The organism is Pseudoalteromonas sp. Cn5-37 (assembly GCF_021532495.1).
GTDB classification, from domain to species: domain Bacteria; phylum Pseudomonadota; class Gammaproteobacteria; order Enterobacterales; family Alteromonadaceae; genus Pseudoalteromonas; species Pseudoalteromonas simplex.
Genome location: NZ_JAKGBA010000027.1, coordinates 21,010 through 44,430 on the forward strand (window position 1 = coordinate 21,010; position 23,421 = coordinate 44,430).

General features: G+C 41.3%; 25 protein-coding genes. 9 read left to right on the forward strand and 16 right to left on the reverse strand.

The genetic code is table 11. The features are described from left to right. Positions 1 to 63: 63 nt before the first annotated feature. Complete coding sequence (locus L1266_RS18790) at positions 64 to 963, reverse strand: EamA family transporter (RefSeq protein WP_235378114.1); 900 nt, start codon at positions 961 to 963, stop codon at positions 64 to 66. A 101-nt stretch (positions 964 to 1,064) separates the two neighbouring features. Here L1266_RS18790 and L1266_RS18795 point away from each other — a divergent pair, with 101 nt between their 5' ends. After that, positions 1,065 to 1,964, forward strand: coding sequence for a LysR family transcriptional regulator (locus L1266_RS18795; RefSeq protein WP_235378115.1), 900 nt, complete (start codon positions 1,065 to 1,067; stop codon positions 1,962 to 1,964). A 168-nt stretch (positions 1,965 to 2,132) separates the two neighbouring features. On the opposite strand, the gene L1266_RS18800 is transcribed toward L1266_RS18795, so the two are convergent. Further along, positions 2,133 to 2,495 carry a MerR family transcriptional regulator gene (locus L1266_RS18800; RefSeq protein WP_194441229.1) on the reverse strand — a complete coding sequence of 121 codons (363 nt, stop codon included), beginning with the start codon at positions 2,493 to 2,495 and terminating at the stop codon, positions 2,133 to 2,135. Positions 2,496 to 2,569: 74 nt separating this feature from the next. On the opposite strand from L1266_RS18800, the gene L1266_RS18805 reads away from it, so the two are divergent. Both L1266_RS18805 and L1266_RS18810 read left to right on the forward strand, forming a co-directional pair. Continuing rightward, positions 2,570 to 3,454: an alpha/beta hydrolase family protein gene (locus tag L1266_RS18805; protein WP_235378116.1), complete on the forward strand. Its 885-nt coding sequence runs from the start codon at positions 2,570 to 2,572 to the stop codon at positions 3,452 to 3,454. Then, positions 3,429 to 3,830, forward strand: a complete 402-nt coding sequence (locus tag L1266_RS18810; protein ID WP_235378117.1) for a hypothetical protein — start codon at positions 3,429 to 3,431, stop codon at positions 3,828 to 3,830. The genes L1266_RS18805 and L1266_RS18810 overlap by 26 nt, the downstream gene beginning before the upstream one ends. Positions 3,831 to 4,021: 191 nt before the next feature. On the opposite strand, the gene L1266_RS18815 is transcribed toward L1266_RS18810, so the two are convergent. The 6 genes from L1266_RS18815 to L1266_RS18840 are packed head-to-tail and all read right to left on the reverse strand — an operon-like array spanning position 4,022 to position 9,119. Next, positions 4,022 to 4,561 carry a GNAT family N-acetyltransferase gene (locus tag L1266_RS18815; RefSeq protein ID WP_235378118.1) on the reverse strand — a complete coding sequence of 180 codons (540 nt, stop codon included), beginning with the start codon at positions 4,559 to 4,561 and terminating at the stop codon, positions 4,022 to 4,024. Between the two features lie 20 nt (positions 4,562 to 4,581). Then, the gene (gene arsJ / locus L1266_RS18820; RefSeq protein WP_054553503.1) at positions 4,582 to 5,790 is read right to left on the reverse strand and encodes an organoarsenical effux MFS transporter ArsJ; all 1,209 of its coding nucleotides are present in this window, start codon (positions 5,788 to 5,790) and stop codon (positions 4,582 to 4,584) included. Between the two features lie 5 nt (positions 5,791 to 5,795). Continuing rightward, entirely contained in the window at positions 5,796 to 6,806 is a 1,011-nt protein-coding gene (locus L1266_RS18825; RefSeq protein WP_235378119.1) for an ArsJ-associated glyceraldehyde-3-phosphate dehydrogenase, read from the reverse strand. Positions 6,807 to 6,808: 2 nt separating this feature from the next. Continuing rightward, positions 6,809 to 7,309: a phosphatase domain-containing putative toxin gene (locus L1266_RS18830; protein WP_235378120.1), complete on the reverse strand. Its 501-nt coding sequence runs from the start codon at positions 7,307 to 7,309 to the stop codon at positions 6,809 to 6,811. Positions 7,310 to 7,322: 13 nt separating this feature from the next. Then, positions 7,323 to 8,345, reverse strand: coding sequence for an ACR3 family arsenite efflux transporter (arsB, locus tag L1266_RS18835; RefSeq protein ID WP_054553500.1), 1,023 nt, complete (start codon positions 8,343 to 8,345; stop codon positions 7,323 to 7,325). A 9-nt stretch (positions 8,346 to 8,354) separates the two neighbouring features. Next, positions 8,355 to 9,119 (reverse strand): metalloregulator ArsR/SmtB family transcription factor, encoded by a 765-nt coding sequence (locus tag L1266_RS18840; protein ID WP_054553499.1) that lies wholly within the window; start codon positions 9,117 to 9,119, stop codon positions 8,355 to 8,357. A 176-nt stretch (positions 9,120 to 9,295) separates the two neighbouring features. Between L1266_RS18840 and L1266_RS18845 the strand changes: the two genes are divergently transcribed. Then, positions 9,296 to 10,078 carry an SDR family NAD(P)-dependent oxidoreductase gene (locus L1266_RS18845; RefSeq protein WP_199528783.1) on the forward strand — a complete coding sequence of 261 codons (783 nt, stop codon included), beginning with the start codon at positions 9,296 to 9,298 and terminating at the stop codon, positions 10,076 to 10,078. A gap of 1 nt (position 10,079) precedes the next feature. Continuing rightward, positions 10,080 to 11,078 (forward strand): AraC family transcriptional regulator, encoded by a 999-nt coding sequence (locus L1266_RS18850; RefSeq protein WP_235378121.1) that lies wholly within the window; start codon positions 10,080 to 10,082, stop codon positions 11,076 to 11,078. Positions 11,079 to 11,165: 87 nt separating this feature from the next. On the opposite strand, the gene L1266_RS18855 is transcribed toward L1266_RS18850, so the two are convergent. From L1266_RS18855 to L1266_RS18870, 4 genes are read right to left on the reverse strand one after another with little or no spacing between them, the layout of a single operon-like run. Further along, positions 11,166 to 11,411, reverse strand: coding sequence for a hypothetical protein (locus L1266_RS18855; protein ID WP_235378122.1), 246 nt, complete (start codon positions 11,409 to 11,411; stop codon positions 11,166 to 11,168). Beyond that, on the reverse strand, positions 11,408 to 12,355 hold the full coding sequence (locus tag L1266_RS18860) for a polysaccharide deacetylase family protein (RefSeq protein ID WP_138617926.1): 948 nt from the start codon (positions 12,353 to 12,355) through the stop codon (positions 11,408 to 11,410). Before L1266_RS18860 ends, L1266_RS18855 begins: the two co-directional genes overlap by 4 nt. Further along, a complete protein-coding gene (locus tag L1266_RS18865) occupies positions 12,356 to 13,456 on the reverse strand; it encodes an alkene reductase (protein ID WP_138617928.1) in 1,101 nt (366 codons plus the stop codon). Between the two features lie 11 nt (positions 13,457 to 13,467). Then, complete coding sequence (locus tag L1266_RS18870; RefSeq protein ID WP_138617930.1) at positions 13,468 to 13,884, reverse strand: lactoylglutathione lyase; 417 nt, start codon at positions 13,882 to 13,884, stop codon at positions 13,468 to 13,470. Positions 13,885 to 13,981: 97 nt separating this feature from the next. On the opposite strand from L1266_RS18870, the gene L1266_RS18875 reads away from it, so the two are divergent. Continuing rightward, the gene (locus L1266_RS18875) at positions 13,982 to 14,893 is read left to right on the forward strand and encodes a LysR family transcriptional regulator (protein ID WP_171043833.1); all 912 of its coding nucleotides are present in this window, start codon (positions 13,982 to 13,984) and stop codon (positions 14,891 to 14,893) included. A gap of 39 nt (positions 14,894 to 14,932) precedes the next feature. Here L1266_RS18875 and L1266_RS18880 read toward each other — a convergent pair whose 3' ends face one another. The 3 genes from L1266_RS18880 to L1266_RS18890 all read right to left on the reverse strand — a co-directional run bounded on the left by L1266_RS18880 (position 14,933) and on the right by L1266_RS18890 (position 19,470). Further along, positions 14,933 to 16,894 carry a TonB-dependent receptor plug domain-containing protein gene (locus tag L1266_RS18880; RefSeq protein WP_235378123.1) on the reverse strand — a complete coding sequence of 654 codons (1,962 nt, stop codon included), beginning with the start codon at positions 16,892 to 16,894 and terminating at the stop codon, positions 14,933 to 14,935. Positions 16,895 to 17,393: 499 nt separating this feature from the next. Beyond that, complete coding sequence (locus tag L1266_RS18885) at positions 17,394 to 18,530, reverse strand: serine hydrolase domain-containing protein (protein WP_235378124.1); 1,137 nt, start codon at positions 18,528 to 18,530, stop codon at positions 17,394 to 17,396. Positions 18,531 to 18,660: 130 nt separating this feature from the next. After that, positions 18,661 to 19,470 carry a sulfite exporter TauE/SafE family protein gene (locus L1266_RS18890; RefSeq protein ID WP_187489903.1) on the reverse strand — a complete coding sequence of 270 codons (810 nt, stop codon included), beginning with the start codon at positions 19,468 to 19,470 and terminating at the stop codon, positions 18,661 to 18,663. A 380-nt stretch (positions 19,471 to 19,850) separates the two neighbouring features. Between L1266_RS18890 and L1266_RS18895 the strand changes: the two genes are divergently transcribed. The 3 genes from L1266_RS18895 (at position 19,851) to L1266_RS18905 (ending at position 22,692) form a co-directional block, all read left to right on the forward strand. Then, a complete protein-coding gene (locus L1266_RS18895) occupies positions 19,851 to 20,828 on the forward strand; it encodes a DUF1852 domain-containing protein (RefSeq protein WP_054553489.1) in 978 nt (325 codons plus the stop codon). 11 nt (positions 20,829 to 20,839) lie between these two features. After that, a complete protein-coding gene (locus L1266_RS18900; RefSeq protein WP_054553488.1) occupies positions 20,840 to 21,877 on the forward strand; it encodes a methionine synthase in 1,038 nt (345 codons plus the stop codon). Between the two features lie 479 nt (positions 21,878 to 22,356). Continuing rightward, a complete protein-coding gene (locus L1266_RS18905; protein WP_054553487.1) occupies positions 22,357 to 22,692 on the forward strand; it encodes a hypothetical protein in 336 nt (111 codons plus the stop codon). Between the two features lie 34 nt (positions 22,693 to 22,726). On the opposite strand, the gene L1266_RS18910 is transcribed toward L1266_RS18905, so the two are convergent. Then, entirely contained in the window at positions 22,727 to 23,203 is a 477-nt protein-coding gene (locus tag L1266_RS18910) for a hypothetical protein (RefSeq protein WP_054553486.1), read from the reverse strand. Positions 23,204 to 23,421 lie beyond the last annotated feature (218 nt).

Below are 23,421 nucleotides of genomic sequence, written 5' to 3' on the forward strand. Positions count from 1 at the left end.
AACAACCTACTTATTATTTTTGTTGCTCAGTAAGTTACAAGAAAACAGTGATGAAAGCGAAACTTAACTGCGGTTTCGCTTTGTTTGCATTAAACAAGCAATAACAATAAAACTAATCCCAACTAATTGCTGCCCATTTACCGGGCTATCTAGAATGGTTAACTGAAGAAGGTATGAAAACACCACTGACGTATAAATCAGCGGCGCTAGTTCAGAGCCGGTAGTAACTAGTTTATATGCAGAGCTTCTAAAGTATTGCGTAGCACTACTAAATACCGCTAATAACACTAATAAGCCTAATAATAACCAAGCACTCTCAAACACCAAGCTGCCTGCTGCGAGCTCAGCATTTAGCCCTCCAACAAACAGCGGCAGAATAAAAAATAGCGTACTGAATAGTGCTGCAATTAAAAAGCAAAAACCATTGGCAACCAGAACCGGGGTTTTCTCTTTACTAATTTGAAATAAACACAATTGCGAACAAGCATTAAAAAAGCCAGCCGCCAGACCAATTAATAGCTCCCAACGTAACGTAACCCCTTGGTCGGTCATACTTTGAATGATCAACCCTATCATCATTAACAATATAGTCGGCACGACAAATAAGTCGATTTCTCGCTTATACACCACACTTTCAAGCAGTGGCATAAACAAAGGCCCAGTGCTAAACAACACAACCGCCTCAATTAACGTAAGTTTGTAAAGCCCCAAAATAAAAAAACCTTGGCACAAGGTGATAAAAATAGCGCGTAGCATCACATTTTTTAATGCAGAAAAGCTAACATAATGCCAAAACCGTGCTCGCGCTGTTGCTAACATTAAACAACCAGGTAATAGCAACCTTAAAAATAACAGTAAAATAATTGGCAACATGGGGGTTAACAGCTGGGTAACCAGTCCATTCAGTGCTAGAGTGAGGGTAGACAACAGCATTAAGGCACTAGAGCGATGACTAATATTCATTTACATTGTTTATAAAGCGAGTAGATGACACTCACGATACGCTCTGCTGACATTATAAAAAAGCGAATAAAATCGCATTAATATGTAAGAAAAACTAACATATGAAACACAATATCCCGCTCAAATCCTTATACAGTTTCATTGCTGTTGCAGAGACTGGCAGCATGGTTAAAGCCGCAGATTCAATTCACGTTAGTCACTCGGCTATCAGCCAAGCGATCAAGTCTCTTGAACAACAGCTTGAGGTAAAACTGTTCGATAGGGTTGGCAGACAAGTGTATTTAAATGATGCTGGAAAACTATATTATCAGCGCGTTTCGCCCGCCGTTCAGGCCATTATTTCGGCAAGCGAAGAAGTTAAAAATAAAGACAAAGATCATCATTCTATTTCACTCAACATGGTGAACTCTTTGGCATTACATTGGTGGATACCCCGGGTTGATAAGCTACAAAATAGTTATGCTGAATTAGATATTCGCTTATCAAACTTTGTTGGTGATGTTGACCTCGAAAGGCGCAACATCGACATGGCTATTTTTCAGGGCGATCCGCAAAACTGGCAAAAGTACCACTGTGAGAAATTAGCAGATGATGAGCTTGTTTTAGTTTGCAGCCCGTCATTATTAAAGTCAGAAACTACAAACAACATCAATGAACTATTAAACCGCTTTCCAGCCATCCAGGTACTCAATGCCCGCAGAAACAATAACTGGCAGATTTGGGCAGATCATAACCACATTGCCTGCCCTAAAGCACAAAAAAACCGCTCTTTTGAAACCACAGCTCAAGCATTGCAAGCTGTAACAAGAGAACTTGGCCTACTGGTTACCCATAAGCAATTTGTTTTAGAAAAGCTCGAATATGGCGAATTAGTACAGCTAGGTAGTGCAGTAATCCATCCACAGCAGTCATTTTTCTATGCCTGCAAAGCTGACAAATTAAAACATACCAGCATTCAACAATTGATCGCATGGCTAAAAAATGAATTTGTAGCGAGTTAGCAAGTGAGCAAGTGAGCAAGTGAGCAAGTGAGCAAGTGAGCAAAATTGTAGCAGCGATTTTATATCGCGTAGATATAATTGCTTTTACATTTAATAATTTGTCTACACCAACAATAAAGACCAATTAAAAACTATCTTATTTAAATCTAGTTATATGCCAAAACGTGATTAGCTTAACTTATCTTTATACTCACACATGCCTTTTAAAGCATGGTCGATTAAGGTTTTTATGTTCATAAGCTCAGTGATTTTGGCGTCTATTTCTTTACTTTTTTCAATCAATTTGGTGGCCATGGCTTGCTGAGTTAAGTTGTTTTTGCCAAGTAGCTGCGTGAGATCTTTAATCTCTTTTAAAGTGAAGCCTAGGTTTTTAGCCATTGTGATCATGTTGAGCTGCTCAACTGTTTTCTCACTATAAATACGGTAGCCATTCACATCTCTTGAAGGTGGCGGGATCAACTGCTCTTTTTCATAAAAACGAATGGTGTCTTTTGTGAGGCCGGTTAATTGTGTAACTTGCTTGGTTTTCATAAAAACACGCTTGACTATAGAGTAAGCTCCACAGTTTATGCTCAACGCATTCTTCTATCAATACTAATATAAAAATGAATACATTGATTAGTACTACAACAGCCGATAACGTCACTTTAAATGGCACTCATTTTGCGGCCAACAACCCTAAAGCAACGGTGCTATTAAACCCCGGGACAGCAACAAAAACCACCTACTATTTACCGTTTGCGGAGTTCTTAGTCAGCCAAGGTTTCGATGTGGTTGTTTGGAATTACCGAGGCTTTTGCGAATCGAAAACAAGCCAGTTAAAAGGCTGTAGTTATCAATATTCAGACATTGGCCGCTTTGATATGCCTGCCATGATTGATAAAGCTAAAAGCATCAATTCGACTCTGCCACTTTATTGCGTTGGTCACAGTGCTGGCGGTCAGCAAATAGGTTTAGCTGCCAATTACCAAAAGCTTGATGCCCTTGTTGCTGTTGCTGTTTCTGCCGGATACTTTGGTTATATGCCAACTGGTTACCGTATTAAAGCTAACTTCTTCTTTCGTTTATTTTCACCGATTACGGGGGCATTATTTAAATACGTGCCCGCTAAAAAAATGAATTTTATGGAAGACTTACCCGTTGGGTTTACGCGTGAATGGTCGGCGTGGTGTAGAGAAAAGCAGTTGTTTTTCTCGAATAAGTTTTACGGTAAATCGATTGCCGAAGGTACCTATAAAAACTTTGATATTCCGACCTATGTCTTTACCGCTGACGACGATGAAATATGTACCGAGCAAAACGTACATAACTTTTGGCGCAATGTAACCAGCAAACACCCAATTGCTTTTAAGCGCTATCAATCTGCACAATTACCCGCTAAAAAAGTAGGCCACTTTGGCTATTTCAGAAAACATAATCAAGCAATTTGGCATGACATATTAACCGCGTTAAATGAGACTCATAATGCAAAACAAAGCAGTACTATTTAAACAACATGCTCGTTTACTCTTTATTGTGCTCGCGAACTTTCTCGCCAGTATTTTACATTATGTGCACAATATTATGTATTTTGAGCACTATCCTGAACCTGATTGGCTTGCAGCAAACGTGGTCGACTACTTTTGGTTTATCATGACTTTTGTTGGCTTATATGCGCTGCTCTGTTTAGCTAAACAACGCATTAAACACGCCATGTGGCTGCTCTATCTTTATACTGCGATGAACATGTTATCGGTACTGCATTATGCGGTTGATAGCGATAACGTTATGACAACCGCAATGCATGTATTAATTTGGCTAGAAACCGTTGTTGCTATTTGGCTCATTATTTTCGTTGCAAAAACACGCTTAGCAACAACCAACTAGCGGTCACTCTTGAGTCTTTTTAATTGACCTATTTTGCTTTTGAACAGTATTTACCATTTTTGAAAACGACCTCTGTTTTGTGATGCTCAACCACACGCCCTAAATGGCTGTTTCCAGCTCATCTAAACTCAACTGTTGTTGAAAGAAAGGTCGCATGCCTAATTCTATCAGTGATGGTGTTTGCATAGTGTTTACCAAAGCGTTGGATTATCGAGTGGTTTTAGGCAACTTGGCTTACCCGTTATTGGCAAAATTTCATCATCTAAAACCGGTTTAGTAAGCCAACCTTTTGGGTAAGATAAGTTATGAGGTGCTTGAATAATTTCTTCACTCACAACGGAAAACCCGACTTTTCCATAAAAGTTGATATCACCATAGGTCATCACTAGGCTGACATTTTGTTCAGCTAACTTATCGCAGCCAAATTGTATCAGCTTTTGTCCTATGCCTTGTCCCTGCCAATCCGTTGCCACTGCAACAGGTGAGAGTAAAAACACCTCTTTAGCGTGCGCAAACAGTAAACGCGACAGCACAATCGCGCCCACGATCCGTTGCTCATCTGTCGCGACAAACACATATAAATCAGTTGATGGAAATGGCTCAGCTAAAAAGTCAGTGACTAAACGGGCAACTTGCTCGCCTTCTTGTTTTGACTCTGATGCACTAAATGTTGCCAAGTAAAGCGCAATAATCTCGTTTTTTTGGCTCTGTTCGTAAATTGAAAAGTTCACTTAGACTCCTTAAGTTTTAACTAAATTTGTTTTGGTAATTTAGTCGATATAAGGGCGGTAATTACAATAAATAACAGTGAGATAGCTAAACAAGCTGCTAAGCCATAAAGTTGAAACACTAAGCCCGACAACACAGTGCCAATTAAGCGACCCATGGCATTAGCCATATAGTAAAACCCAACATCAAGTGATACGCCATCGGCGTCAGCCATGCTCACAATCAAGTAGCTGTGCAAAGATGAGTTAATCGCGAATAACACACCAAATAACATCAACCCGCCTATCAGCATTGGTTTTACAGCCCACTCAAAGCCAATAGCAAGGGCAATGGCTAAGGTGACTACAGCAAGCAAGGATGCCCACTTAACTGTTTCTGCGCTTGGTGATGTTTGCTTATTGAGCTTAATGATTTTAGGAGCAAAAGATTGCACAGCCCCATAACCAATGACCCAACTAGCTAAGAAGGCACCCACAGTCCAGTGATCCCAATCAAAGGCTTGTGATAAAAACACCGGAAGTGCAACTACAAACCAAACATCACGCGCACCAAACAAAAACAACCTCGCGGCCGACAAGATATTGATTGAACTACTCTTTGAAAATATCTCGTTAAACTTAGGTTTGTTTTTAGCTTTGCCTAAATCATTTTTAATTGCATAAATACTAAAACACCACACCACCAGCAAGGTGGCAGCCATGGTTAGCATTGCGCCTTTAAACGACATTAATGTCAGTAGTAAGCCACCTAAAAAGAAGCCCACACCTTTTAATGCGTTTTTAGAGCCTGTTAGTATCGCTACCCATTTAAACAAGGTGCCTTCTTGGCCACTAGCAACCAGCATTTTAATTGAGCTTTTAGCGCTCATTTTATTGAGATCTTTTGCAATGCCCGACAGTGCTTGCGCCAGCATCACATAGGTAACACTCAGCCATTCAGGGGGGACTGCCAACATGAACAAGGCTGCAACCTGTATGGCAAGGCCAATGTTCATGGTCTTGTTTAAACCAAGCCTTGCGCCTAAATAGCCGCCCACTAAGTTAGTGACAACACCAAAAATCTCATAAAACAAAAACAGCATGGCAATACTCAAAGGCGAGTAGCCAAGCGCATGAAAATGCAGTACCACCAACATTCTCAATGCGCCATCTGTTAGCGTAAATGCCCAGTAATTCCCGGTGACAATTAAGTACTGCTTTATATCAGCGGGAAGATTAGCCAAACGCGTCATTACTTTTAACCTTGTAGTGATCGCGCAACTTTACGGGCAAGTTCGGCGGTGCGGTTTGCATAACCCCATTCGTTATCGTACCAAACATACAGCTTAACTTGAGTCTCGTTGACAACCATGGTTGATAACGCATCAACAATGCTTGAGCGTGGATCAGTTTTGTAATCGATAGAAACAAGTGGCTTTTCTTCATAGCCCAAAATGCCTTTTAGCTCGCCCTCTGCGGCTTCTTGCATCCATTGGTTAATTTGCTCAGCAGTGGTCGGCTTTTCAACTTCAAACACACAGTCAGTGATTGATGCATTTGCTAATGGCACACGAACTGCGTGGCCGTTTAATTTGCCTTTAAGTTCAGGGAAAATATGTGTAATCGCCGTTGCAGAGCCGGTTGTAGTTGGAATTAAGCTCATGCCACATGCGCGAGCACGGCGTAAATCTTTATGCGGCGCATCTAAGATAGTTTGCGTGTTAGTGATATCGTGAATGGTCGTCATTGAACCATGTTTGATACCAATTTTTTCTTGCAATACTTTAACCACAGGCGCTAAACAGTTGGTAGTGCATGATGCCGCAGTCACAATATCGTGCTGCTGTACATCATATAAATCATCGTTTACACCCATTACAACGTTCAACACGCCGTCTTCTTTTACAGGCGCAGTGACAACAACTTTTTTCACACCTTGATCAAGGTAGGCTTGCAGTAATTCGGTTTTTTTCATTTTACCTGAGGCTTCAATAACGATATCGCAACCAGACCAATCAGTGTCTGCAATCGCTTTATTTTGCGTAACGTTAATTTCGTGGCCATCGATAATCACAGCATTGTCGTTACTTTCAACCTCATGAAGCCAAATACCGTGTACCGAATCATACTTTAGTAAGTGAGCCAGTGTAGCTGCATCACCCGCTGGGTCATTAATTTGCACAAACTCAACGTCGTCCCATGCAAACGCTGCTCTTAGCGATAAACGACCCATACGGCCAAAACCATTAATGCCTACTTTAATTGCCATTGTTAAGCTCCTACTTTTTGAAAATTGTCGAAAAATGAACGTTGTACTGGGTTATGCAAAGATTTAGGGCGAATAGCCTGCACTTGAGTAACTATGTCATTTTTAGCATAGCCAAGCTCATGCATTAATAAACCAATAACTAAGCCTGTACGGCCTGAGCCGCCTTTACAATGTACAGCCACGCTACCACCACTTTTTATGATGGCAAGAATGTCTTTAAGGTGTTTGTTGAAAGCGAGACTAAACGCTTCGTTTGGCGCGTCATCATCCAAAATAGGTAACTGAAACCAGCTAAGGCCGGCTTGCTCACATTCGATTGCAAGCTGCTGCGCCCCATTTTTAACAAGCTCTTCATCGTACATTAGCGTAATAATGGCTTTTGCACCTGCCGCTTTTAACTCAGCAACAGAGTGTGATAAGCCAACGCCTTTTGTGCCAGGGCAAGGGGTAAAAATAAATGCCCCAGTTTCTAGCTGTAAAATATCAAATGGATGTGATTGCATTATGATTCCCCAATTACTCTTTAAACCAATGTGTTGTTTTATTAACGATTGCAACCAACGACAGCATCACAGGTACTTCGACCAACACCCCAACAACGGTTGCTAATGCTGCACCCGAGTGCAAACCAAATAATGAAATAGCCACTGCGACCGCTAACTCAAAAAAATTAGAAGTACCAATTAAACATGCAGGCCCTGCAATGTTGTGCTTAAGCCTGAGCTTTAACGCAATGAAATAAGTGATTACAAAAATACCGTAGGTTTGCAAAACAAGCGGAATGGCAATCAGTACAATGTTAAGCGGTTGGGCTAAAATCGTGTTGGCCTGAAACCCAAATAGCAAGACCACAGTGGCCAGTAAACCAATAACTGAGTAAGGTTTAACTTTCTCTAAAAATGACTGCACAGCAGCTTCATTTTGCGCTGAATTATTAAGAGCTTTTCGTGTTAATACACCAGCAATAAGTGGCAGTAATACATACAACACAACCGAAATCATCAGTGTAAGCCAAGGCACATGAATATCAGATACACCCAGCAATAACCCCGCAATAGGTGCAAAAGCAAAAATCATAATGATGTCGTTCACAGATACTTGCACTAAGGTATAATTTGCATCGCCTTTGGTTAGTTGTGACCACACAAACACCATTGCCGTACAAGGTGCAACACCGAGTAAAATCATCCCTGCAATATATTCTTGCGCCGTTTCAGGGCTAACAAAATCAGCAAATAACCCTTCAAAAAATAACCAACCTAACGCGGCCATTGAAAACGGTTTGATAAGCCAGTTAATGATTAGAGTGAGCATCAGCCCTTTTGGATTCTTACCGACTTCTTTAATCGTTGAAAAATCAACTTGCACCATCATCGGGTAGATCATTACCCAAATAAACAGTGCAACAACAATGTTTACATGCGCCACTTCGGCTTTCGCTATTAGCTCAAATAAAGGCGGAAACATCACCCCTAGCGCCACACCAATGGCGATAGCAGCAGCAACCCATACAGATAAATATCGTTCAAAAACACCCATTTTTAGTCCTTAATTGCAGCAACGAGCAACACGGGTTGGGCGATCATCGCCCATCGCATTTAGCCTTGCTAACTCGTTTTCTATGAAATTTGGTTCGTTTACCACGGTCGAGGTAATTGTTTGTTTCATCCACATAGGTAAAGTCGGGTTTAAAGAGTAAAACACCCACTGCTGGTGTTTTCTATCCGACAAAATGCCCTGCTTTTTAAGTTGCGCTAAATGCCTTGAAACCTTTGGTTGGCTCTGCTCGTTAAGTGCCGTCATTAGTTCGCATACGCAAACCTCTTGCTCAACAGCGATAAGCAATAAGCTTTTTAAACGAATATCATCTGCAAGCGCTTTATAAAATGTAGTTGGCGAAATCGATACTGGTTTTTCTTTGTTATGGGATTGCACAAACTGCTTAATTCGCTCATTGATCTCTTGCAAGGTTTTTTCAAAGGCATGAGGTTCAGGGCGAGTTTTTGGATCAACAAAGTCCCAGCCTAAACAATGTGTGCCATCAACACGATTTGCACATTCTTTAGCTGCCTTGTCGCACAATGTAATGACATAATCAAAATGCAGGTTAGTTACATCATTTAAGTGCTTTGAGTGTAAGTCATCGGTTTTTAGGCCAAAATGCTCAATCGTAGCAAGCGTACGAGGGTCTACCGCATAAGGTTCTGTGCCCGCACTAAATACCTCAAACTCACCTTTACCATGATGTTTAAGCAATGCTTCAGCCATAATTGAACGGGCTGAATTTTCTGTACATAAAAAGAGGACTTTCACGGCTTACTCCATAACAATTTCATTATATAATATTTTTGTTATATACCATTTGCAAGCTGAATTTTATAAATGGCGCGTTTTGCAATAACGATGGCGCGATCTGATGTCATGTGGCACCAAAAGATGGCCTACCATGCATATAACAAAACAACAGCTCAAATTAATGGAGTACAAACATGACATCAACAGCATTGATCACTGGCGCCTCAAACGGGATTGGTTTAGAACTTGCGCATATTCACGCACAGCATGGCGATAATTTAGTGCTGGTAGCTCGTTCAAAAGACAAACTGAATGATCTTAAACAACAGCTTGAATCAAAACACAACGTAAAGGTTACGGTTATTGCTGCCGATTTATCTAAGCCAGATTCAGCTGAGTATGTTTTTACACGTACTGAGGCACTTGGTTTGCACATAGATATTTTGGTGAATAATGCCGGCATTGGCGGACATGGCAAGTTTCATGAGCGTGATCTCAGTGCAGAACAAACGATGATGCAACTTAATATTGTGACATTAACAGACCTAAGCCACTATTACTTACAAGGCATGGTTGAGCGAAATCGTGGCAAAATTTTAAATATTTCGTCTACAGCTTCCTTTATGCCCGGCCCACTGCAAGCGGTATATTATGCAACGAAAGCGTTTGTGACTTCATTCAGTCAAGCAATTGCAGAAGAAGTAAAAGATAAAAACATTACGGTCACCGCGTTATGCCCAGGAACAGTAGCAACAGGCTTTGTTGAAGCAGGTGATCTACAAGGGGTAGATGCTTGGAAGAATGCTAAATCAGCGCATTCTGTGGCACTGTGTGGTTACAAGGCAATGCAAAAAGGTCAGTTAATTGCTTTTAATGAAGCGCCGCTTAAATTTATGCTCAATTGGGTGATCCCTTTATTGCCTCGCAAAACTGTGTTAAAAATTTCTCGTCAGTTTATGGAAAAAAGCGGAAACTAATATGAAACGAGCCAGCAAGTTTTTGATCCCTCCCAACTGGCAAGTATTACTCAATGATTTAGAAATCAACCTAGAAGAGGCACTGGCTTATGCCCAGTTGCCTTCAGGTTTATTCTCTCAAGATAAAGTATACTTAACGCCCGCTCAATACTTCCAATTATGGCAGGGTGTAGAGACAGCAGCAAACGGCATTGAGTTACCCTTAAAACTTGCCGAAGTCATGACAATAGAATCATTTGACGTACCAATTTTTGCCGCGATTTGTAGCCCAAACTTAAATGCTGCTTTAGCGAGGTTACAACAGTACAAACCACTAATTGGCCCTATGGAGCTAGCACTTGAAATTACCAACACTCATACAAAAGCCCAAGTAAGCTGTTATGGTTTTATTGATACGCTGCCCAAGTGCTACAGCTTGGCAGAGCTGGTATTTTTTACACAACTCACTCGCCTTGCTACTCGAAAACAAATTAACCCTGTTACGGTTATTGTGCCAGAGCTACCTGAAAAGCTCATGGAATACGAAGCCTACTTTGGTTGCCCGCTGAGAGTGGGGAATACCCCTAGCGTGACATTTTTAGCAGAAGATGCAAAAGCGCCATTTTTAACTAGTAATCAAGTAATGTTGTCGTGCTTTGAGGGAGATTTAAAACGTAAGCTGCAAGATGTTATCAGCGAACAAAGCCTTACTGACAAGGTATCAAGTATTTTGTTTAAATCCCTACCTCAAGGGCAAAGTAACATTGAACATGTTGCCTCAGAGCTAGCACTCAGCAAACGCTCTCTACAACGAAAACTAACAGCTGAAAAGCAAAGTTATCAAAAAGTCTTACAACAAGTACGAGAAGACCTTGCGCAGCACTACTTAATGCAAACTGAGTTACCAATTATCGAAATCGCCTTTTTACTCGGTTTTAGCGAAACAAATTCGTTTGTTCGCGCTTACATTAGCTGGACGGGCGTTTCTCCCGCCCATAAGCGCACACAAGTGAGACACTAGTTTTTTTGTTAAGCCAACTAAAAGCCTAGCTAAAGGCTGCTTAACAATAGCAGCCTTACTGGACACACCATAACCGATACGTAAAAGCTAATGTTTCTGCTTTAAATCTCTCCCAAATTCAGTTTCTGTTTTAACTGGATTGCAACGCGTTATAACTTCAGTTTTGCCAACTTTTTCAGGTTCATCAGAGCTATAAATCGTGGTGTTATAGCTTCGATCTATTTCCCCTGGGCAGTGATGATCTGCGATTACTACATCCTCAAACTCACCCGTTTGCTGCTGTGAGGCGCAACCAGATAAAAGTAGTGCAATAAAGGTTACTGTGTATTTCATAACAAATCCTCTGTAAAAGTACGGGGCTGATTTTTTGGCACATTGTCTTGGCGTAACATCCATTTTGCTATGTCATCTTTACGCATAAACTTAACCCCTTTGTGCTGCTTTGCATAGGTTATAAAGTCGTCCAACGCTTTCACTCTGGCGGGAGTGCCCGCTAATCTATCGTGAGCACTGATAGACATCATCCTTCTACGTTGTTTGCCTTCTTTGTAGAGCACATCAAACTCGTCTTTAAGCTCTTGTAAATATGCCTTACCAGTCATGGCTGTGCTGCCAGTGTAACGAACTATATCGTTGTTTCTAAACGTGTATGGAACAACAACAATGTCGTCACTTCCAACAGGTGTTAGCGATGGCTCATCACGAGATAAATCGTCTATGTGGTAAATAAAACCTAATTCTTTAAGAATTTTGAGGGTATTTTTTGAATGCCTCATCCAAAAAGCGTTAAAGCCCACAGGCCGCTGCCCTGTTACTTTTTCAATGATATTTGCACTTTTTATGTATGACTGTCGCTCTTGCTCTTCACTCATAGAGTATTGAGGGGTCCATGTTTGTCCGTGCCCTGATGCTTCATGCCCGCGTTGAACCACTTCTTTTGCTAACTCAGGGTTTAACTCAACAGCTCTGCCAACCATGTGAGAGGTGACTTTAATATCATGCTTATCCCATAAATCTAGCAGCCTAGGAATGCCCTCGTTCATGCCGTATTGGTACCAAGAAGGCGAAATGGTGTCAGGATACCCAACCTCTTGCGGTGGAAACGGGCCCGGATCTGATTGGTCTTGCGCTGTGGCCTCAAACTGCATCGAAATAGAGATCACAAGTTGAGCATCATCAGGCCAAAATGCAGATGTTGCCTCCTTAGCCTGAGCAACACCTAAGCAACTTAAAACAAATACCGACGCAATTAAAATTGGCTTTAAAAATTTCATCATTTATTCCCCCTGAAATACTGGATAGTCTGTGTAACCTTGCTCATCACCACCAAATAAAGTAGTAGGATCTGATATTTCATTTAGAGGTAAATTGTGCTCTAAGCGATAAGGTAAATCTGGATTTGCAATAAACTTTCTGCCAAATGCAACATAGTCAACTAAGCCTTCACCAATGAGTTTATCGGCCTTTGCTAATGTGTAGTTTCCTGCCACCACAATTTTTCCATTAAAGATTTCACGTAATTTAACTCTAAACTCATCGGTTACGAGGGGAGCATCATCCCAATCAGCTTCCGCTAAATGCAGATAAGCAATGCCAAGTTCATCAAACTTTTTAGCTAAATATAGAATGACATCGATTGCTTGCGGATCATCCATGCCTCTTTGTGTAATAAAAGGTGCTAATCGAATAGCCGTTTTTTCTGGGCCGATAGCTTGACTAATTGCAGTAATGATTTGCAGCGCGAACTTTGCTCTATTTTCAATATTACCACCGTATTCGTCACTACGTTTATTTGATGTTTGTCTTAGAAATTGATCAATTAAATAGCCATTACCTGCATGTACCTCAACGCCATCAAACCCTGCTTCAATCGCATTTAAAGCAGCTTGTTTATAGTCTTGAACGATGCCCTTTATTTCATTGGTCGATAATTCACGTGGTGTAGGACAATCAAGCATTTGGCCTTCGCCATTTTCATCAACCACCCACACTTGCGCATTTGGGGCAATAGCACTTGGCGCAACCGGCAAGCCGTCTGGATGAAAGACACTATGCGACATTCTGCCAACATGCCATAACTGAGAAAAAATGAGTCCATTGTGCTGATGAACGGCTTGCGTTACTTTGCGCCATCCGTTGATTTGCTCTTCAGTATAAATCCCGGGGGTAAATGAGTAGCCCTTTCCTTGTGCAGAAATTTGCGTCGCCTCTGATACTATAAAACCCGCACTGGCTCGTTGCGCATAATATTCTGCCATTAGACTTGTCGGAATATCACCTGGTTGAGCCGTACGTGAACGGGTCATAGGAGCCATTACTATTTTATTTGCGGTTTTATGATGACCAATTTGGTCTGGATTAAATACTCTATTTTTCATGTGTGTACCTTTTAAATAAGCTCGCTGCGTTTAAATAAAATTTCTATTTTTAAGCCATCAGGCCCTTGAATAAACACTTGATGCTCATTCGCTGCCGGCACTTCCCGCTCAACGAATGGTATTGAAGTTGCTTTTAGCCGTGCTTTAACTTCTTGATAATCAGTTGCAAAGAAAGCAAGGTGGTCAACCGTTGATAAGCCAACTGCTTCTGTTGATACCGAAGCTTGGCTTAAGTAATCAGATTGCGATTCATTTATGCCAAACTTAGCTGCTATATGAATGCATGGCGTATCCAAGTCGTCATATAACCAAACACCATCAAAACCAAATGCTGGCCTTGGCCCCTTTTTAAGGCCTAACGACGACTCTAAAAACTGAGCCATGTGCTGGATATTCGTTGCTAAAAGCAGAGCGTGATTAAGCTGCATTTCTATCTCCTTCAAGTGATGAAATGAGTTTAACTATTTTGACTAAATTTATAATTAGCCTTAGAGTTAAATCAGTATTCATTAAAACTGAAGAATAATGTCAAAAATTGATGATATGGCGCTTTTTGTTCACGTTGTAAAAGCGGGAGGGTTAGCCGCTGCGGGAAGAAAATTGGGGCTTTCGCCTGCAAGCATGACAGCACGAATTAATAAAATTGAGCAAAATTACGATACGCGATTATTAACGCGTAATACGCGCAGTATTGCCTTAACAGATGCAGGCGAACGTTTTTATAGTGGCTGTTTAAGAGTATTAGCAGAAGTCGAAAATACTGAAAACATACTTCAAGAGTCACAGCAAAGCCTAAGAGGCCAGCTAAAACTCTCTGCAACATCTGACTTTGGTCGCCAGTTTGTTGCACCCGCATTAGCAGAATTCATCAATAATCACCCAAATGTTAAACCGCATTTAGTACTGACAGATGGGGTCACCAATATTGTTGAGGAAGGTATTGATCTGGCATTTAGATTCGGCAATTTGCCTGATAGTAACTTGATTAGCCGCCCGCTATGTAATAACCGCCGTGTGCTATGCGCCTCACCTAGCTATATAAAATCGTTTGGCTTGCCAAGGCATCCCGAAGATTTAAAAAATCATCGTTGCCTTGTACTTGAGCGACTTGGGCAACCGCTAAATGACTGGCATTTTGAGGTAGATAACACGCACTTTTCTATTAAAGTAGCTCCCCACCTTTCATGCTCAGACGGTGAGGTGATCAGACGCTGGGCAAATCAAGGCCATGGCATAGCCTTAAAATCATACATTGATATCAAAAATGACCTCAAAACAGGCGACCTTATTTTGATACTAGATGAGTATGTTCGAGGCTTTAGCCACAGCGATAAAAAAAGTGTCGGCCTACAGGTGATATATCCGAGCAGGCAATTTCAACCTCGGCAAGTGAAAGCGTTTATAGAGTTTTTTGAGTGTTGGTTTAAAAATAAGTAAGCCGCCCAACAAAGTATGAGCGGCTTGGGTATTTATTAATTAACCACCAAATTGAATTCGCATGCCTGCATTAACGGTAAAACCGTCATTTCGAGACCATATATCAGTTGTCCAGCGTCCACTTGCAGCTTGCTCAGGCAAGGTGAGCGGATGTTCTTTTGTTTGACGAACGTTAAGTAAGTTCTCTGCGTTTACAAACCAGCTTACGTTACCCGTGGTTATTTGACCTAACAACCCCAAATGCCAATATGGTTTGCTTCGTTCAAGGTAAGGGTTGTCTTCAAGACGCTGAGTACCAGTATAATAGGCTTCAAAACCAACTAGATGACTGCCATGCTCCTCCCACATTACAACAAGTCCAGCCGAGTGCTCTGGTGTTAGTGTGAGTTTTTCGCGACCATCCCCTGCCTGATTTTGCTTCGTTGCATCGGTATATAAATAGCTGCCGGTAAACTTAATATCATGCCAGCGATAGCGCATTAAAAACTCTGCGCCTCTGATTTGTGTTTGCCCTTGGCTGTTTACAAGTCGAACGGCTTTTTCACTGCCAACTTGAGAGGATTCAAGCTCTGTAACATGCTCAATATTTGATGAAAATAACGTTATGCTGGTTTCTAAATCACCAGCAATGTAGCTAATATCGAATGAAGCTGTATCTGCTTGCTCTGCTTGTAAGTCATCAATGGGCTCAAGCTGTGATAAACCGACCTCATCAATCTCTTCAATAAAAGGGGTTGGTGCAAAATACCCTTTACCGTATGCACCTCTAAATAGCCAGTTTTCTGGATTATAGAGTACAGAAAGTCGGGGACTAAATTGATTGCCATACTCACTGTGATCATCTGCACGAGCACTCACTGACATTGATAAATCATCCGTTGCTTGGTAATCAATTTGTGAAAACAGTCCTGGCACCTCATAACGATAATCAAACGCCGAAAATGTCTGTGAGGAAAACTGCTCTGTTTGATAAGCAACACCTACCAACCAAGCAGTATTGTGCAAATAACCTGACACACTCGACTCAAGTAAATAACTATTATGCTTATCTTGTTCAAATACCTGACCGTACTGGTGATCATGATCTTGTTCCATTACTGAGCCACGAACATTTAAATCAAGTTCTTCAGCTAATGCTTGATCATAAACAAAACCTAAGTCTGTTCTGAGTGTATCTTGCTGCTGCACAAATGGCAGACCATCAGGCATTAAAGCCCCAGCTTCAGTGCCACCTTTACGCTTTTCTTTCATCCCTCCAAGAGTTAAGTAGAGGTTTTCTCCATTTTCGCCTTGATAGTAAAGCCTAGGCCTTGCAGTGACCCGTTCATACTGTGCCATATCTATCCAACCATCATCATCCAGATCCTGTTTTGCTTGATGATGAATGCCCGCCGTCAAAGAGCTTGCGAACGACTCATTGATCGGGGCCGATAAATAGGTTGTTACATCTTGGCCATCTTTAGATGTCGCATTAAGCAATACCTCGCCGCCAAACTCGTCGGCAGGTGTTCGCGAAATTAAGTTAATTACACCACCAAGTGCTGAACCACCATATAAAGATGAGGCAGAACCTTTAATTATCTCAACATTTGCAAGATCAGTAGGTGGAATTTGTAAAAGGCCAATCGCAGCCGTTTGCCCACCATAAAGTGGCAAGCCATCGCTTAGTAACTGGGTATATCGACCATACAAACCTTGCAAACGAATATTCGCGCTGCCTAGTGACGGTGATGTTGTTTGCACCCTAACCCCCCCTGTTTCAGCAACTAACATCGAAATATTTCCAGGCCGCATTAATGCCTTTTCTTGAACTTCTTCACCGTTAATAATCTCAGTGCGAGTAGCTGACTCTGTCACAATACGCCCTAAACGTGACGCTCTGACCTGAATTCGCTCGATACTTTTTTCTTCATGATGATGTTCATCTTCATGTGCACTTGTATAACCAGCCGATGGCAATAGCAGTGTAACCGCGGCTAATTTAAATAGTCTTTGACGCATTTTTACCTCTTAGAATGCTTATTGTAATGACAAATAAATTTTCATTAACCAGCACCTATAGGCGAGCAAATGCCAACTTATAGGTTTTGGTTAAGAGGTAAAAATGGGTGGGCGATATAATTGCCGTGCAATTAAGTTGGGGGGGTGTTGCTGATCAATGAACCGAAAACCAGCAAAATAGGGCAACTTAATTTTTTTAACTTCAAGGTCTAAATACAAGATTGGTGAGCATAAACTTGCTATGCAAGAACACCCTAATTCACAGCAATCGATATTGCAGCAATCATTAGTTTCACTCAGGCTGATTTGGATGGTTGCGCTATCAAGTGCAGCGAGCTGATAAATATCTTCACTTTCACAAGGTAACTCAGACGGCGACGCAATAACCTGCCCTACAAAAGAGAGCAAAACACACATTATCACCAACCAAGTTGAACAAAGCTTAGACATTTAATTTAAATCTGAAATAAGTTACGGGTCATTGTAACACTCATTGCGCTTATTTTGCTTGTAATGTTAAGTAATCACTCATCACTTTTTCAAGCTGGGCATAGTCTTTTTGCTGAGTAACAGCTCCTGCTACCACCACCTGCGTCGTTGGTTCATACATCACCAAAGTGCCCCAAAAGCCACCATGTTGATAAACCAAAGTGCCGTTATATTCTTTTGCAAATACACCTAAACGATAAGGGCTACCTGCAGGTAAGCCTTTATTAGAGAGCATCAGTTTGAGCGTTTCTGGGTGTTTGAAGACCTTACCTGAAAATAAAGCCTGATAAAATTTAGCCATACCGATTGGACTGGCAACAAGCCCACCGCCACCATATAAATCGACAGTTGGACTCCAATTAAAGGTGTCGGTGCCGTGCAAGTATTGATGCACGCGTCGCGAATCATCCACAGCAACTGAATCACCACGTTCCCAGACCACATTTTCGATATGATTTTTGTCAAAACCTAAGTACTTTCGAACCGCTTCAGGCAAGGGTAAATCTGTCACTCTTTCAATAATATGGCCGAGTAACACATATCCGGTATCTGAATATGAAAAAAGCTCGCCAGGTTTGCCAACTGGGTCGCCCCACTCTACACACCCTTTAATTTGCTCGCGCATCGTAATATCTTGCTGCGGATTTGCCATTATGCCAGCTAAATACTGATCGCTTTGAGCGTGATCGTATAGCCCTGCTGTATGACTCAGCACTTGCTTAAGCGTCATTTTATCAAGGACATAGCCATCGCTTTCAAGAAGCGCAAAAAAGTCGTCAGAAATTAACTTATCAAGTGTTGTATCAAGATTTAATTTACCTTCTTCATGCAAACGTAGCACCGTTGCTGCAGTGAAGGTTTTAGTCACGCTGGCAATTCTAAATAAACTGTTGGGGTTAATAACTTGCGGCGCATTTTCTTTACTTTGCTTTACCGTTGAAAAAGTATGTCCATCATCAACAATCACATGAAGTGCAAAACCTGTAAGGGGAGCTTGTTGGTGTGCATTGAGAACTTGGCCCATTAAAGCGTGGTGAGTTTCGAGTGGCTTTGTAGGCTCAGCAGTCACTGGCAAAGCCAACATTGATAGAGCAACAAATAAAGAGCTTAGCGTTTTTTTACTTGCTAGAGAGCACCGACGATCCATAACAGGTTCCTTAAAAAATGAATCCTTTATTAGCGCCTAAAGCCAAAATAAGCGCGCAGTTAAGCAGCCTAATTACTACTTAACTGACATTAACAAACCGTTTTTGCGTTGTCGAATTAATAAGTTAACACTATTTTGTAAGCATATTCACAGCCATAATAACCAACAGCCCAGCAAATATTTTTTTAATAGTAGAGACGGGTAAATGATGCGTTGCTTTTGCACCTAATGGTGCGGTAAACCACGAAGTACACACAATGCCAAACAAGGCTGGCAAATAAACAAATCCAGCAAAGCCCTCTTTTAATGTAAAGTACTGACTGCCTGAGCTGATGTAACCCACAGAGCCAAATAGCGCAATGACAATACCGCACGCCGAAGCACAGCCAATGGCTTTTTTCATATCAACCGAGAAAAACGTCAGTAGCGGCACAAGTACCGCACCACCGCCAATACCTATCATGGCAGATAGACCCCCTGTGATGGATGTATAAAGTGTCAAAAGGCCTTTATTAGGTAGCGTTCGTGATGTTTGGCTGTCGTTTTTACTGCTGAAAATCATTTTTAATGCAATAAGCACCACACTCACAGCGAATACAATTCGCACCACATTTGCGGGTAATAGCGAAGCCAAAAAGCCACTGATAAGTGCGCCTAGTGCAACACCTGTCATTACCCACGGAGCCAATTGCCAAGGCACATTACCATTTTTGTGGTGAGCGATAGCTGATGACGTTGAAGTAAAAAGAATTGAGGCGAGCGATGTAGCAATCGCCACCAGCACCACTTGCTCTGCGGGTAACACCTGAAAATACAGCAAGATCATGCTTAATATAGGCACGATCACTAGGCCTCCACCAATTCCTAACAGCCCAGCTAAAAAGCCAACCCCGCTACCAAGTATGGCGCAAGCGATAATAAGCACGATTAATTCATTCATTGTATTTGTCTGTGTTGTTGATTTGTGAAACCGAGTATAACAACAATAAAGTACGGGGTTGCTCTCAAAAGTCCTGTTAACTAGTGAATATTACTCACGTTTTATATGAAATTACTGCAACTTCAACATATGACTTTAGAAATCTAGACGTCCAAAATAACTTTAAAGCATTTTTTCATTCCCAGTTGCTGTTTTTAGAACTAAGACAACAAAGCAGCATGAATCTGCCTCATGTTTTACCTGAAATAAAAACGTTTTTCTTCATGATAGTAAGAACGTATAAATTTATTAGCGCTGCAGAGCAACCTAAGGTTAATGACCTAGCGATTTAAGGAAGGTGAGCAGCAATCATTTATCTCAGGACTTTTGGATACATTGCCATGAACAACGATTTCAGATTTACAATTAAAAGTATTTGCCTCGACGAAAATTATCATCCGTCAAATAGCACACGACTTACCACAAACTTTGCGAACCTAGCTCGCGGTGAAAGTCGCCAGCAGAATTTACGTAACGCCTTAAAAATGATTGATAGTCGCTTTAATGCGCTAGCAAACTGGGATAACCCGCAAGGCAACCGCTACTCAGTAGAGCTTGAGATCATTTCTGTTGATTTAGAAATTGCACAAAGCGCAGAGGCATTCCCGTCAATTGAAGTACTAAAAACGAATATCATTGATCACCAAACTAATGAACGTATCGAAGGTATTGTTGGTAATAACTTTTCATCTTACGTGCGCGATTATGATTTTAGCGTCCTGCTGCTTGATCATAACAAAGCAAAAAGCGAATTTAGCATTCCCGAAAACTTTGGTGACTTACACGGTAAACTATTTAAATACTTTATTGACTCAGAAACTTACAAACAGCACTTTAAAAAGCCACCGGTTATTTGTTTAAGCGTGTCTGATAACAAAACGTACCACCGCACAGAAAACCAACACCCAATTTTAGGTGTTGAGTACCAACCAAATGAGTCCTCATTAACCGAGCAATACTTTAAAAAAATGGGCTTGCAGGTGCGCTATTTTATGCCACCAAACACAGTTGCTCCGCTGGCGTTTTATTTCTTTGGTGACTTGCTGAACGATTACACCAACTTAGAGTTGATCAGCACGATTAGCACTATGGAAACATTCCAAAAAATCTACCGTCCAGAAATTTATAACGCCAATGCCGTGGCGGGTAGTTGCTATCAACCCAATTTAAGAAACGCCGATCACTCTATTACGCAAATTGTTTACGACCGTGAAGAGCGCAGTCAACTAGCGATTGCACAAGGTAAATTTACAGAGCAACACTTTATTAAGCCTTATCAATCAGTACTTGAAAAATGGTCTGCCAACTACGCAATTTAATGAGATTAAAAATGAAAAAATTATTACCAACATCAACAGCTGGCAGCTTACCAAAACCAGCTTGGCTTGCTGAGCCTGAAACCTTATGGTCACCTTGGAAATTGCAAGGAACAGAACTTATTGACGGCAAACAAGACGCACTGCGTGTTGCCTTACAAGAGCAGCAACAAGCTGGCGTTGATATCGTGAGCGACGGCGAGCAAACCCGCCAACACTTTGTAACGACCTTTATCGAACACTTAAATGGCGTTGATTTTGAGAACCGTAAAACAGTGACCATTCGTAATCGTTACGAAGCCAGTGTACCAAGTGTGATTGGCCCGGTATCACGCAGCAAACCCGTGTTTGTTGAAGACGCCAAGTTTTTACGTTCGCAAACCAAGCAACCTATAAAATGGGCGTTGCCAGGGCCTATGACCATGATTGACACCTTGTATGACGCCCACTATCAAAGCCGTGAACAACTAGCATGGGAATTTGCCAAAATCCTCAATCAAGAGGCGAAAGAACTCGAAGCTGCGGGTGTTGATATTATTCAATTTGATGAGCCTGCGTTTAATGTGTTTTTCGATGATGTTAATGACTGGGGCATTAAGTGCCTCGAAAGAGCAATCGAAGGCTTAAAATGCGAAACCGCCGTGCACATTTGCTACGGCTATGGCATCAAAGCCAACACTGATTGGAAACAAACACTGGGCAATGAATGGCGTCAATATGAAGAAGTATTCCCAAAACTTCAAAAATCGAATATCGATATTATTTCACTTGAGTGCCACAACTCTCGCGTGCCCATTGAGCTATTAGCACTCATACGTGGAAAAAAAGTGATGGTTGGCGCCATTGATGTAGCGAGCAATGAAATTGAAACCCCTGAAGAGGTCGCACACACATTACGCGAAGCTCTGAAATACGTTGATGCCAACAAGCTTTACCCATGCACAAACTGCGGTATGGCTCCCCTCCCTCGCCACATAGCAAGCGCCAAACTCAGTGCGCTAAGTAAAGGTGCAGAGATTGTAAGAGGCGAGGTTTTAGGGGCGAGAAGCTAGGTTCTAGAGGTAGTTAGCGAGTTACTAGGTGAAAGAGGAAAGTTGCGAGGTGCGAGGTTCGAGAGGCGAGGTGCGCATCTCCCTCGAGCCTTGTCGCCATAAATAGCGACCTACATGGTAGGTCGGGCTTTAGCCCGTCAGATTTTAAATTTAGTCTGAACCTGCTTGTGTAGCAGCGATTTCACATCGCGTTTTACCTCACCCATCACCCCTCGTTTCTCGTTTCTCGTTTCTCGTTTCTCGTTTCTCGTAAAAATTTATCAATGCCACAGCATAAAGCCGCTGCTACAACGTAGGCGTGAAACGTGTATCGCGCATCCTATCCTCTATCAACTAACTACTGCCCACCCCCTAATACTATTAAATCAACCCATTCAGAAAGAGTTAATCCAAAAGATGCAAAATTGGATTGGCTAAATTAATTACTTTTTGCTAGTTTTATTTGTACCCAATGGAAGGGCAAAGATTAAAGGATTAATATGAACGAATTTGATATTTTCATCAGAAATATTGTCTTAGATTGTATTCGCGAACAAGGCACCTGCAGTGATATTTGCGAAGAAGACGAACAGTTAACTTTTTATGTTGATATTGAAAACCACGATAACGTGATATCGCGCAAACAGTTTAAAGTGACTTATCCTATTAGCTACTCTATTCAATCGGCACTCAAGCATGAAACTGATCTGCTTAGATATTTAGACTCTGGCGAAATCAGAACGCCCTTTACAACTGATATTATCGAAGTACTCAAATCTGAGTTACAGGCCTTTATGTTCAGCAACAAACCACGTGGTGAATATCATATTTGCTAATTCTTGATTTATAGCCTGGTGACAAATTATCAGGCTATAACTCAATTAGCTCACCATTATAAATACTGTAGCGTAACGTGGTTTTCTTGCTGGGGCAGCAACGAGGATCATTTTCATCATATGTACGTAATTGTATGACAAGCTCTTCGCCTACCTTATTTGTACTTTCTACAACTCCGTTAAAAGAAATAGACGACAACTCGTTATAACCGTCATTTTGAACCTCAATAAGAGTCAGCTTCTCTAACCAAACATTGCCTGATTGATAAGTCCAAAATATAGAGACTCTGCCATCAATATGCTCATAAAAACGCTTTAACCGGCCAACTTCATCATCAGAGACTAACTCTGGAAAATGATCTTTATATTGGTTTTGAATAAACGCATCAACTTGCTGCTGTATTTGCTGCTCGGTGGCATACCCTGTTAAAGATACAAATAGTGCTATTAAACCAAAACTTTTCAACCCAAACCGAGAGTTCTTTAATCTATATTTTTTAAATGAGCTCATAATTCACTCTATTGATTTATACACTTTTTGATAAAAATAGACTTAATTTGTTTGATAATAAAAGCTTGTCTCAGAGAGTGGTTTTATTACGCGCGAATTCAACCCCGAAGTGCACCACTCGCTAAATTAGGCCGCATTGCGTAATTCGTTAAACACAACGACAGGCTGTTTGTAACCTAGGCACTTTCTAGGTCTGGCGTTTAGCGCACGTTCTATAT